At 65.4% G+C, this 12,769-nt stretch carries 9 protein-coding genes; 3 read left to right on the top strand and 6 right to left on the bottom strand.

Translation table 11 applies throughout. The features are described 5' to 3' along the window. Window positions 1–16: 16 nt before the first annotated feature. Window positions 17–1,387 (bottom strand): MFS transporter, encoded by a 1,371-nt coding sequence (locus ACFVJ3_RS02875; RefSeq protein WP_378450615.1) that lies wholly within the window; start codon window positions 1,385–1,387, stop codon window positions 17–19. Window positions 1,388–1,510: 123 nt separating this feature from the next. Between ACFVJ3_RS02875 and ACFVJ3_RS02870 the strand changes: the two genes are divergently transcribed. Next, window positions 1,511–2,440, top strand: coding sequence for a LysR family transcriptional regulator (locus ACFVJ3_RS02870; protein WP_378450614.1), 930 nt, complete (start codon window positions 1,511–1,513; stop codon window positions 2,438–2,440). Window positions 2,441–2,656: 216 nt separating this feature from the next. On the opposite strand, the gene ACFVJ3_RS02865 is transcribed toward ACFVJ3_RS02870, so the two are convergent. The 4 genes from ACFVJ3_RS02865 to yddG all read right to left on the bottom strand — a co-directional run bounded on the left by ACFVJ3_RS02865 (window position 2,657) and on the right by yddG (window position 8,066). Then, window positions 2,657–4,078, bottom strand: a complete 1,422-nt coding sequence (locus ACFVJ3_RS02865) for a styrene monooxygenase/indole monooxygenase family protein (protein ID WP_378450613.1) — start codon at window positions 4,076–4,078, stop codon at window positions 2,657–2,659. 28 nt (window positions 4,079–4,106) lie between these two features. Beyond that, window positions 4,107–5,522, bottom strand: a complete 1,416-nt coding sequence (locus ACFVJ3_RS02860) for an LLM class flavin-dependent oxidoreductase (RefSeq protein WP_378450612.1) — start codon at window positions 5,520–5,522, stop codon at window positions 4,107–4,109. Further along, window positions 5,519–6,757: an acyl-CoA dehydrogenase family protein gene (locus ACFVJ3_RS02855; RefSeq protein ID WP_378450611.1), complete on the bottom strand. Its 1,239-nt coding sequence runs from the start codon at window positions 6,755–6,757 to the stop codon at window positions 5,519–5,521. The genes ACFVJ3_RS02860 and ACFVJ3_RS02855 overlap by 4 nt, the downstream gene beginning before the upstream one ends. A 217-nt stretch (window positions 6,758–6,974) precedes the next feature. Then, the gene (gene yddG, locus ACFVJ3_RS02850) at window positions 6,975–8,066 is read right to left on the bottom strand and encodes an aromatic amino acid DMT transporter YddG (protein WP_378450610.1); all 1,092 of its coding nucleotides are present in this window, start codon (window positions 8,064–8,066) and stop codon (window positions 6,975–6,977) included. Between the two features lie 829 nt (window positions 8,067–8,895). Here yddG and ACFVJ3_RS02845 point away from each other — a divergent pair. Further along, window positions 8,896–10,257, top strand: coding sequence for an MFS transporter (locus ACFVJ3_RS02845; protein ID WP_378450609.1), 1,362 nt, complete (start codon window positions 8,896–8,898; stop codon window positions 10,255–10,257). Between the two features lie 3 nt (window positions 10,258–10,260). Here the strand turns inward: ACFVJ3_RS02845 and ACFVJ3_RS02840 are convergent, their stop codons facing one another. Continuing rightward, window positions 10,261–11,049 (bottom strand): GntR family transcriptional regulator, encoded by a 789-nt coding sequence (locus ACFVJ3_RS02840; protein ID WP_378450608.1) that lies wholly within the window; start codon window positions 11,047–11,049, stop codon window positions 10,261–10,263. Window positions 11,050–11,343: 294 nt separating this feature from the next. On the opposite strand from ACFVJ3_RS02840, the gene ACFVJ3_RS02835 reads away from it, so the two are divergent. Continuing rightward, a complete protein-coding gene (locus tag ACFVJ3_RS02835; protein ID WP_378450607.1) occupies window positions 11,344–12,738 on the top strand; it encodes a flavin monoamine oxidase family protein in 1,395 nt (464 codons plus the stop codon). The last annotated feature ends 31 nt before the right edge of the window (window positions 12,739–12,769 follow it).

The following is a 12,769-nucleotide window of genomic DNA, read 5'->3' as shown; positions in this document are numbered from 1 at the left end:
ATGGTGATGGTGGTGTTCAGTCGACTTCCGCAACGACATGACGGTCGGCCGAGACGTTGAGGCTGACATCTGTGCGCTCCGAGTGAGGGGCCGGCCGAGTTCGCATTCGCCGGGCGAGCAGGACCACACACGCCAAGGTGAGCAAGGTGAGGGCCACGTGGTACCCCGCCACCATGGCGATGCCACTGCCGGCGAGGAGCCACTGAGCGATGAACGGCACCATTCCGCCGATCAACGTTGCCGACAATTGGTAGGCCAACGAGATACCGGTATAGCGGATCCGGGCGTCGAACGCTTGCGCGAGGAAGCCGGCCAACACCGCAAAGTAGGCCGGACTCGTCAGAGCACCGAGGGCGAGGCCGACGTAGATCAGAGCAATCTCCCCTGTGCTGACCAGCGCATAGACAAGTGGAGTCAAAATCACCGTGGCGACCAGCGCCGTCACCATGATTCGAGTACCCCCGAAGCGATCCGCCAGGAGTGCGCCGATGGGTTGGACGAAGAACTGCACGATCGTTGCCAGCAGCAAGGCCGACAAGATCGTCGATCGGCTGACACCCAGGTCCGTGGTCGTCCACGCAACCATGAACGTGCCCATGAAGTAGGCCCCACCGACACCGATCGCCGCGGCTCCGATTCCGAGAAGGAGCGGGACGGGAGCGGTTCGGATGGTTTCCAGTGCCGGCGCCTCGGAAATCTCCCCATTTTCCCTCGCCGCAAGGAACTCCGGCGATTCCTCCACACCGATTCGAATGATCAACCCGACCAGAAGCAGTACAGCCGAGAAGAGGAATGGGATCCGCCAACCCCAGGCGGCGAAATCGTCCGCCGGGAGTGTGCTGACGCCCAGAAAGGCCAGGGTCGCCAAGATGTTGCCGACGGGCGATCCCTGCTGCGCGAAAGCACCGAACAGCATGCGTCGGCCGGGCGGCGCGTGCTCGGCGGCGATCAACACCGCACCACCCCACTCGCCGCCCAACGCGAGTCCTTGAACCATCCGGAGCAGGATGAGCAGAACGGGGGCGGCGATGCCGATCGACGCATAGCCGGGCAATAGTCCGATGGCGGTACTGGACAGACCCATCAGGACGAGGGTGGTGATCAGCGTCTTCTTCCGGCCGATCCGATCGCCGAGATGGCCGAAGATCACACCCCCGAGGGGGCGAGCCAGAAAACCCGACCAGAACGTCGCGAACGAGGCGAGCAGTCCCACGGTCGGCGATGCCGACGGGAAGAACACATGCCCGAAAGCGAGTGCGGCCGCGGTACCGAAGATGAAGAAGTCGTACCACTCCACCGTGGTGCCGATCAACGCGCCGAAGCCTGCTCTCCGAGCCCCGCGAAGGTTCGGGACGGCCTCGGAACCCGGGCCGGATGTAGCGTTCATGCCTTCTCCTCGAAAGAAATGGAGCCATGAGCCGGCTCACAATCACGTGCGTGGAGATAAGTGTGAAGAGTGCTGCTATAACCGTCCAATATCCATTTCGCAGCAGGCCAATGCCTAGGAGGCATGGTGGAGATTCGTGTACTTCGATATTTCCTTGCCGTCGTCGACCACGGGTCGGTTACGGCGGCCGCCCGCGCGGTGAGAGTGGCGCAACCCTCGCTCTCCCGGCAACTCCACAATTTGCAGCAGAAGCTGGGTGTCGAGTTGTTTCGCCGCGGACCGGGCGCTTTGCGTCTGAGTGTCGCAGGCGAACGTTTCCTGCCGCTCGCGCGCGACCTCGTGGCACGGGCCGACCAAGCGAGCTCGGTACTCAGGCACCTCGCCCGAGGCGACGACATCCCGCTGACGATCGCTGCGCCGGCGACCACCATCGCCGACGTCCTGGGACCGTATCTCGCTGGTCGATACCTGCGGTCAGGACTGAACGACATCATCGAGCGGGATACCCGCACCGTGTACGACGTGGTCCAGCGCGGAGATGCCGATATCGGCATCTCGACGTTCCCTCCACCCGGGTCGATGGAGACCCGTGTCATCGGCCGCGCCCCGGTGTGCGCGCTGGCATCACCGGAACACCCCCTGGCCGGACAGACCCAAGTCCCCTTAGCCGACCTCGTTCAACAATCGCTCATCCTGATGCACCGCAACAACGCCGCCCGACTCGCATTCGATACCGCCACCGCCCGCCAAGGCCTCGCCTACGTCGACCCCCGAGTTGTATCGGTGACATCTGTGGCCAGAGCACTCGCCGCATCGGGCCAGGGGGTTGCCGTACTGACCGACCAACCCCTCTTCAACCTCATCCGTGTGCCGATCCGAGTCCCCGAAGGCATCCTCGCCGTCACCCTCTATGCGGGCTGGGATCCCGAACACTTCGCCGCGCCCGCAGTGTCGGCACTCGTCGATTCGATCTCCGACTATCACCGAAACGTCCTGACGCCGACGGCGGAAATCACCATCGCCGACCTACTGCACACTCCCGACCGACCATGACACCGGCTCTCACAGCGCGAGAAAGTCAGCGAGAGCCTGCGCCACGAGGGCGGGCTCGTCCTCGGTGGGGAAGTGCCCGGTGCCGGGAACGAGCGTCGCTCGCGCGCGGGGATGCGGCGCGCGAGATCGTCGGCGAACGAACGGTGAGGAAGTCGATGTCGATCCGACGAAGGGGCCCCTGGCTAACCTGGCCGTTCGGCCGACCGGTGGTGGCGGTCAGCAGCTGACCACCACCACTGGCGCCGCGGCCATCGTGTGGGAACAGACAGGAGCTGCCTGGGCTCGGGCCGCCGCGCGAGATGCGGTGAATCCGTCGCTCGGCGCGAACCGTTCCAGCACGTCCTCCGCAGGTTCTCCGGCCACGGCGGCGATGAACGCGAGAATGTCCTCCCGGGTGTCGATACCGATCAGCGTGTCGGGTTCGGAGAGGAAACCGAACAGGGCCGCGGCGACGGGTTCGCTGACGGTCGCCGCCGGGAACAGCAATTCGGCGTGGACCGCGTATTTCGGGTCGCCGAGGAACAGGCGGGTGACCTCTGCAGCAGCGTGACCCCTTGTGTGCCAGTGCTTCTCGAACTGCTCGGACAGCCAGCCGGCGGTGAACTCGCCGTCGTGCCCGCGTGCCGCGTCGACGAGCGCGGCCACCTGCACGGCGGTGTTCTGGGCCCCCTGCCCGGCGAGGGGATCGAACGCGATCGCGGTGTCGCCGATCGCCGCGACCACGTGGCCGCTCCTGGTCGTCCCGACCGCGCGCCGCACCGTCGGGGTGACCGCCCCTTTCAGCCACGAATGCGGGTCGGACTCGATCACCTGCAACTGCTCGATCTCGGGGGCGTCGTGCGGGAAATAGTCGCGGTAGAAGTCGACGACGGTCTGCCGCGCGGAGTGCACGTCGGTGACCGCGGCGAACCGCTCCTCCCACGGACTGCCCGGCTTCGCGAAGCCGAGGAAGCTCCACGTGGCGCCGGCGTCCTTGTGCAGGTACGGGCCGAGCCAGGCCTCACCGAAATCGGTGTGCAGGTTGAAGAGATTGTGCGCGCCGCCCGCAGCGGACCGGTAGCCGAAGGTGTCCGGGCCGTGTCCCAGGCCCTGCAACGTCACCAGCAGCAGTCGGCGCTGCGGTTCGCTGTACACGGTCCGTTCGGTGTCGACCGGGAACAACGTGGACAGCCCGCCCTTTCCGGTCGCCACGAGTGTCAGGTCGTGGTCGGCGGCAATCGCATCGAGGTCGTCGGGGTTCACCGCCCGGACCTCGAAGCGGCCGCCGCGGTCCAGGAACCGGCCGAGCCGGTCGTCGGCCCGCAACCGCACGTCGACGCCCTGCGCGACGTACCGGAAGTCGGGGTCGAACTCGAGGACATCGGCGCGGGTGTCGCCCTCCCCCGTGTGCAGACGGGTGCTCATCCCGGTCGAGTGCGGACCGTCGGCGTAGAGGTCCTCGATGATGCGGGCGTCGGCCTCGCGGGACTTGCCGAAGTAGACGGCGGTGCCGGTGGCCGGGACGTCGTTGCGCAAGGCGTCGCGGTCGCGGTCACTGTAGAGGGTGACGGTGAAACCGGCGTCGACGAGGCCGAGCGCGGCGGTGGTGCCGGCCAGTCCGGCTCCGACGACGGCGGCGGCGGTGCGGGGTGTGCTCATGGGTGCTCCCGGTGGTTGTGGTGGTCGTTCAGGAGTTCGTGTACGCGCGGTAGCGGTCGGTCCGCGTCGAGAGGTCGCCGCCGAGGCGGTACCGCGCACCCCGGTGGTCGGTGGGAAGCCGGTCGCCCTTTCCGAACAGCTTGTGGCGCAGGGTCCCGTCGGTGTAACCGGTCGGGTAGGCACCGCGGGCCTGCAGCGCCGGCACGACGTGGGTGACGACGTCCTCGAACGATCCCGGCGTGATCGCGTACGCCAGGTTGAACCCGTCGACGTCGGTGTCGGCCACCCACTCCTGCAACTGCGTCGCGACGGTCTCGCCGGAGCCGACGAACCGCGGCCCGAGGCCGCCGATGCTCGCCCACTCCGCGATGTCGCGGACGGTCCACTCGCGGCCGTCGTCCGCGGCCTCCTGGAATGCGGCAACGGCCGACTGTATGGCATTGCTCTCGACGTTTCCGATCGGGTCGTCGAGGTCGTACCGCGACAGGTCGATCCCCATCCAGCCGGACGTGAAGACCAGCGCGCCCTCGAGGTCGGCGTATCGCCGGTACTCCTCCTGCTTCGCGGCCGCGGCCGCGTCGGTGCTGTCTGTGATGACGGTGGACAGCGCGTAGATCCGCGCCGAATAGGGGTCGCGGCCGGCGTCCACGAGTGCCTGCCGGATCCGTGCGACGGTGTCCTTCAGCACCCGCTTCGACGGCGGCCCCACGAAGATCGCCTCGGCGTTCTCGGCGGCGAACCGGATACCGCGCGGCGATGCCCCCGCCTGGTAGATCACCGGCGACCGCTGCGGCGACGGTTCCGACAGGTGGATGCCCGGGACCGTGAAATGCGTTCCGCGGTGGCCGATGTGGTGCACCTTCTCCGGATCGACGTACACGCCGCGCTCGGTGTCGCGCACAACGGCGTCATCCTCCCACGAGCCTTCCCACAGCTTGTAGAGCACCTCGAGGTACTCGTCGGCCTGGTCGTACCGGGTGTCGTGGTCGAGTTGGTCGGCGTCACCGAAGTTCCGGGCCGCGGACGGCAGGTAGCCCGTCACGACGTTCCACCCGATCCGTCCCCGGGTGAGGTGGTCGAGGGTGGAGAGCCGGCGCGCGAACGGATACGGGTGCTCGAATCCCGTCCCCGTGGTGATGCCGAAACCAAGGTGTTCGGTGACCGCTGCCATGGCCGAGACGAGCAGCAACGGGTCTGCGACCGGGATCTGGGCGCCCTGCCGTAGCGCGGCCTCGTCGGTGCCGCCGTAGACGTCGTAGGTGCCGAGCACGTCGGCGATGAACAGGCCGTCGAACAGCCCGCGTTCGAGGAGCCGGGCGAGGTCGGTCCAGTAGCCGAGGTCGGTGTAGCGGTGCGACTGGTCGGCCGGGTGCCGCCACAGTCCCGGCGACTGGTGGGCGACGCAGTTCATGTCGAACGCGTTGAAGCGGATCTGCCGGGTCATGCCGGCGCGTCCGCGTCGCGCACGCTATGCCGCTGCCCGGCGCTCCAGGCGTACGGCAGCGGATCACCGTTCAGGACGTACGCCCCCACCGACTGCTGCTTGTAGATCAGAGGGTTGTGTGCCGAAATCGTGCGTGCGTTGCGCCAGTGCCGGTCGAGACCGAGTTCCGACGAGGTGACGGACGCGCCCCCCACCTCAAACAACTGCGCGGTCGCGTCGAGGACGAGGCCGATCACCACGGACTGCGCGCGGGCTGCGGCGGCCTCGGCGCGGTCCAGGAGTTCAGGGTCCTCACCGCCGGCGTCGAGCAGGCGGTCGAGTTCGTCGGCGACGGCGAGCACGGTCGCGCGGGCGCCGTAGGCGGCGGCGGACAGCTTGCCGATCACCTGCTGCACGAGCGGGTCGTGCCGAGGCAGGTCGGCAGCCGCGTGGGTGAACGTGCGGGTGCGGGCCCGAACCCACTCCGCCGTGTCCGTCTCCGCGCGGCGGGCGATCCCGGCGAGAACGGCCAATTGCACGAGTTGCAGGTAGGACGTCGCGTAGGTGCGGCCGGGCGCGCCGTATCCGGGCCCGAGGATCCGTTCCTCGGGCACCACGACCCCCGAGAACGTGGTCGTACCGCTTGCGGTGAGCCGCTGTCCGAAACCATCCCAGTCGTCGGTCTGGGTCACGCCCGGAGCGTCCGCGTCCACCAGCACCGACACCCGCTCGCCGTCGCGGTCGGCCGCGACGAGGATGTGATCGGCGTAAAGACTGCCCGTGCTGTAGTACTTCACGCCGTCCAGGACCCAGGTGCCGTCGTCGCCGCGGCGCAGCGTCGTCTGGTACCGGTCGGCGGCTCCTACCCCGGGTTCGGTAATGGCGTTGCCGACCAGTGTTCCCTCCGCGGCCGCACGCAGCCACCGCTCGCGGTTGTCAGTCGGGGCGACGAGACGCTGGTCCTCGACGAAGCTCCAGTGCACCCGAAGCGCCTGGGGCAGATTGGATTCCGCGGCAGCCAGATCGACCAGCAGGCCGAACAGCTGTCGGACCGACGCGCCGAACCCGCCGAACTCGACGGGGACGCGCAGGGCACCGAACCGCGCGTCGCGAAGGAGACCCACCTCGTCGAACGGCAACCGGCGATCCCGTTCCCGCCCCAGCGCGCCCTCGGCGATCCGGTCGAAGATCGGATGGAACCGATCTTCGAGTTCGCGGTCGGTCACTGCCTCGGCCTCGATCGTTGAACTGCTCACGTGCCTGCTCCTCGGTGCGTCGACGATGTCGACACCACGATGGGCGATCCAACCGCATGGGGGCACTACTTACGATCGCGCAGAGTCGAACGCTCGGCACGCGAGGTCTACGGTGCCGCTCTACCCGCACCGCGCACTTCGAGCCAACCGATCATCGAAAGAGGAATCGGTACTCCCGGTGAAATCGGCTGGAGCAGAGGCAATATCCGCAGCTTCGCTAGCTTCCCGACCCGACGTCGATCGGCACACGAGGTGCCGAACGGTGATCACTGGCGATGGTTACCACGCATTCCACTCGCGTGCCGAGAAGTGAACGAACGACGGTGGGCTCTTCCATACTCTCTTCGTCGAGAGTCTCCTCGTCGATGCTCTGCTCGTCGAGCGAACCGTCCTCTTCGGGAACTCCGACGGTTGCCTTCGGTTCGCGCGTCGCCAACCAGCACAGGATTGCCCCGAGGCACACCACAGCAGTTCCCACCCAGAACGTGAGACCGAGTGCCGTGGCCAACATCAACGATGAGAATGCGGCGGACAGTACAGGCGTGAAGTACGAGGCAGCGGCGAGCAAGGTTATGTTTCCGCGCAGGATTCCGACATTCCACAGGGCGTAGCCGAAGCCGATCGCACACGCCGCCACCAACGTCGCCGCGATCGCGGTGAAGCTGAGGTGCATCGGCTCGCGACCGGACAACAGGTACATGCACCAGAACGACACGGCCGTCAGCACGAAGAACGGAGTAATGCCGTTGTTCCCGTTTGCGAACAGCTTGGTGACCGTGCAGTAGCCCGCCCAGATCACTGCGCCGGCGAACGCGAGCGCGTAGCTCAGAGGATTCGAGCGCACGTTGTCGACAGTGCCTGCGACGTCCAGTCCGGCGTCACCGCCGAGAACGACGGCAATGCCGACTACCGATAGCACGATGCCTGGCAGGATCAGGCGCGAAGCCTTCTGTCCGGCGAACACGATCGCGAACACCACCGTCAGGCTCGGCCACAGGTAGTTCACGATTCCGACTTCGATTGCCTGCCTCGGAGTGTCCGCCAGTCCGATTGCGAGGGCAAAGCACACCTCATACGCGGCGAACATCACGGCACCGGTGACGAGATACGTCCGACTGAAGTCTTTGAACTTGGGCCATCCGACAGTCACCGACAGCAGAATCGCACAGCACGAGTAGATCATCGCCGCGCCCCCGATCGCCCCCAGGCTATCGGTGACCAGTCGGATCATTCCGACCATCGAACTCCACAACACAATCGCCAACAGCCCCGCCGCGGTGGCACTTCGGCTCGACTTGGTCACTCTCACAACAACACTCCCCCTTTTCCGTGCTCGTGAACTTTCGGTGAAACCATCGAGTTTCGGGCGTTTTCGCCAGCCGCCGGGACATGAACCACCACCGCAACCGCAGGTCGTGGTGGCACTTCAACGGCACCCGCCCGCCCAACACTGCGGTAACACAAATGTAATCTGTGATCACATATCGGACAAGGTCTTCGTCGAGTGAGACATACCACTGTCGGGGATACGGAACGTTCAGACCGCTTGAACTCGCACAGATTTCACCCTCGAGTGCCCGAAAACCACTGGTCGAGATCCGATCTCACGCGGTGCGCAGTGGACCCCACCTGCCCGACTGCCCTGTCGACCGCTTGGCGGTGCGGCCTGGCGCCCTTGAATCCGGGCGGGCAAGAGTGGCGATTGCCGAAGGCGCGTCCGCGCAGCCGGCGGCAGGCGTCATGGACTGGGCCTTCATATAGGCCCGGCTCATCTCGATCCTCAAATGTTGATATATCAGTCGCATCGTACATGAGTACCAGCATCGTGCGAGGTAGAGAGGTCAAGAGCGGCGGACCCCGAGTACAAATATCACATCAGGGGTTGTGTGATCTGTGATCTCATCCTATTCTGTGTGACGAGACGCACATCGCATCGGTGTGTAATTCCGAACCACGATCGCAGGCTTGGAGGGAGTTCGATCCTCATCGCGTCTCGCGGTGCAGACGCCGCCAGCGCAGGACCGCCGCGTTCGAGGCTCGACTCATCTCTTCTCACACCGAACACCCCGAACACAGCTGTCCTACAGGGGTCTCACGTCAAGCCAGGACCGACTAGAAACGTCAACGAGGAGCTCGATATGGCCACCAATCCACTGGACGACGCGCCACTGTCCAGGTTTCACAAGAAGCTTGCCGTGTTCTCGTCGGGAGGACCGTTCCTGGACGGATTCGTCTTGTCCATCATCGGTGTCGCGATGATCCAGATCGCGGATCAGTGGGGCCTGTCAGCCGTGGAGCAGGGACTGGTCGGCGCATCGTCGCTGATCGGTATTCTCCTCGGTGCATTCGCCGGCGGTTGGTTGACCGACCGTTTCGGGCGAGAAGTCTTGTTCACCGTCGATTTGATCGCGATCGCCGCGTTTTCGGTCGCACAGTTCTTCGTCCAGGACGTGATCTGGCTGATCGTGCTTCGCCTTCTCATCGGCATGGCCGTCGGCGCGGACTACCCGATCGCCACGTCGCTGCTGACGGAGTTCACCCCTCGCAAGTACCGCGGCCCGTTCCTCGGCGCATTCGTCGCCATGTGGTTCGTCGGCGCTGCAGCAGCGTACGTAGTGGGCCAGATACTTGCCGAAACAGGAAACGACAACGCCTGGCGCTGGATGCTTGCCAGCGCCACGGTGCCCGCAGTGCTGATCGTCGTGGCCCGCGTAGGTACTCCCGAGTCGCCGCGTTGGTTGGTGGGCAAGGGCAGGATCGACGAAGCCAACAAGGTGCTGCGTAAGGTGTTCGGCCCCGGCGTCTCCGTCGCCGACCTCCCCGCGGAGGACGAGAACAGCGTCAGCGTCAAGGAGCTCGTCCGTTCCGGATACGGAAAGCGGATGGCGTTCATCACGCTGTTCTGGACCTGCTCGATCGTCCCCCTGTTTGCCGTCTACGCTTTTGCACCTGCCATTCTCGGCGCTCTCAAACTGGAAGAGGACGCGGCGCATATCGGTTCCGCCGTCATCACGATCCTGTTCCTGGTCGGATGCATCATCGCCCTGTTCCTCGTCAACCGCATGGGACGCCGTCCCCTTCTCATTCACAGCTTCCTGTGGGCCGGTCTGGCACTGCTGCTGATGGGAGCGTTCCCCGAGGCACCTACCACGATCATCATGGTTCTCTTCGCCGCGTACGCCGTACTGATCGGCGGCACGCAGATCCTGCAGTGGGTCTACCCGAACGAGCTCTTCCCCACCGAGATCCGTGGCACCGCGGTAGGCATGGCCTCATCTCTGAGTCGCATCGGTGCAGCTGTCGGAACATTCCTCGTACCACTGTCCCTCAGCGGCCTGGGCATCGGCGCGACCATGCTCATCGCAGCCGTGATCACCTTGCTCGGAGCGGTTCTGTCCCACTTCTGGGCACCGGAGACCCGAGGACTGTCCTTGACCGAGAGCGCCTCGCTCGGGATCACCAGCTCACCGGTATCGCCCGCACGAGCGTCCCAGTCGTAACCTCTACCCCTGCTCTCGGTGCTGCGCTTCGAGGAGAGCCCGGATTCGATCCGTCGCATTGACGAGCGAATCGTGGTTGACGCTCGCAGCCGCGACGTCGTCCCCTCGAAGCGCAGCCTCGACCAAGCGCTCTTGGAAGACCGACAACGACTCGACGTTCCCTGAGTCCAGGGTGCCCCGGGCACCGACGATCTTGTATGCCCTGCAGTGGTGCCACAGATTGCGAATCGTGTTGACGAGCACCGGGTTATCACTCGCACGATAGAGAATCGACAGCAGTTCCTCGTCGTGTTCCAACAATTCGACGACGCGGCCCTCGACGATCGCGACCCTCATCGCCTCGAATTCGGTTTTCATTCGCTCGGCGTCGGCGCGGGTGATTCGAGTGGCCCCGAGTCGGGCAGCCTCGACCTCCAACAACAGTCGGACGTCGTAGACATGGACCAGCTCTGCGAAGCTCAGTCCCTTCACGACAGCACCCCGGTGCGGGACCCGCTCCGCGAGACCTGCCTCCTCGAGCCGGCGGATGGCCTCTCGAACCGGCATGACACTCGTGCCGACCTGGGCCGCGAGGTCGCGGATGCGCAATCTCGTCCCGGCAGGCATATCGCCATTCATGATCGATTGATGGATCATCGAGTACACCTGATCCGTCAGGAGAGTCGGCTCGACTTTCTGCGGAACGGTCACGGCTGCGATCCTAGCGGGGCCTGAGCAGGGCTCTCCCGAATGCTGGGTGGAACGGATCGCAGCGCGGTCGCCCTCACGAGTAGCCGGTTCCATCCCAGTCATATGGCTCTCGCCCTTCGCCCTGATCTCGACGTAGCCCCCGACCACTGCTGTCGGGCTCCCGAACAAGATGCGCCTCCGATCACATCAGCGCTTGTGTGATCTGTGATCACATTTTATCCTCATTGGAGCGGGTATGACCGGCATCACTGTTTTATCCCTGACAACGACGCGTCCGGACTGCGTGTTTCCCACGCAACCACTGCACGGCAGGAGTGCGCGTCCCGAATCACGAACTTGCCACGAACCGCCACCACTCCCGGCGAGAGACATGGCCCCAGTGAAGGAGATATCGAAGTGCGAGATGTAGTTGTAGTCGGTGCCGGCCTGGCCGGTCTGTCGGCGGGCTGGCGGTTGCGTCACTGGGACACACTTGTCTTGGAGTCCGATGAGCGCGTCGGTGGACGTATCCGTTCCGAACGTCGCGGGTCGTATTGGCTGAACTGGGGTGGCCACGTCTTCGCCGGCGGTGGATCGTCCACCGAAGCCCTGCTCAACGAGGCCGGGGTGATGTCGGTCGACATCCCCGGGTCGCTGCAGGCCCTCTCGATGAACGGGAAGTTCCTTCGCAAGGGACACATCGCCACCTATCCGTTCCGGATCCCGATGTCGCTATCGGCTCGGGTGGCGACCATGCGCGCCGGTGTGAAGGTCGTTGCGGGCGTCGGAAAGTACACCGGAGTGGTACGCAAGCGCGCCGGTGAGTCCGGAGCGATGCGCCAGCAGCGGATCTACGACTTCGCGAACGACGAATCCTTCCTCGACTTCGTCGGGGACCTGCCGGAGGACGCGGCCGCGCTGTTCAAGACCACCGTCACCCGGTCCGCTGGAAACATGGACCAGATCTCGGCGGGCGCAGGCATCGGATACTTCAGCCTGGTGCTCGGCTTCGGACAGGGCCTCAGCCGCGGCATCGTCGGCGGGCCGTCCACCCTCACCGAAGCCCTAGCCGCGTCGCTGGGCGACCGCGTCCAGCTGGGTGCCGCGGTGCAGGAGGTCGTGCACAAGAAGGACTCGGTGATCGTTCGTTACCGCCAGAACGGACACGACCACGAAGTCGAGGCGCGAACGGTCGTGCTGGCCACGACCGCGGACGTGTCCCACCGGGTCGGTGTCGATCTGCCGCAGGACCTGCGCGATGCGCTCGCTCAGATCAAGTACGGCCCCCACGTCAGCTCGGCGTTTCTCACCGACGAAACGACGAAGCGTCCGTGGGACGACATCTATGCCATCGCCGCCCCCAAGCGTTCGTTCGCCATCGCGCTCAACCAGGGAAGTATCGTCCGCGGCACCGAGTCCGTCCGGCAGCCCGGCGGCAGCTTCATGACGTTCTCGCCTGCGGCGCTGGGCAGCGCACTGCTCGACAAGAGCGACGACGAAGTGGTGAACACTCACCTCGCCGACCTCGAGCAGATCCTCGGGCCCGGGTTCTCCGACACCGTCGTGGAAGCCAAGGCCGCACGGTGGAGGAACGCGTCACCGTACAGCTTCCCCGGTCGCGCAAAGCTTCAGCCCACGCTGACACGCGGAGCCGGCCGAGTCTTCCTGGCCGGCGACTATCTCGGAACGCTCTACACGGAAACCTCGGTCACCTCAGGGTTCTCCGCCGCTCAAGAGGTCGTCAGCGTGCTTGCCACCCACCGTCAGACTCGTCAACCCGAGCTGCTCACCGTGCACCCCGCCAGCGCCTGACATTCCTACCACCAGAACACTTGTCAACGAT

Source organism: Rhodococcus sp. NPDC127593, assembly GCF_042671975.1.
In the GTDB taxonomy this organism is placed as follows: domain Bacteria; phylum Actinomycetota; class Actinomycetes; order Mycobacteriales; family Mycobacteriaceae; genus Rhodococcus_F.
This window is presented reverse-complemented; position numbering and strand designations above follow the sequence as displayed.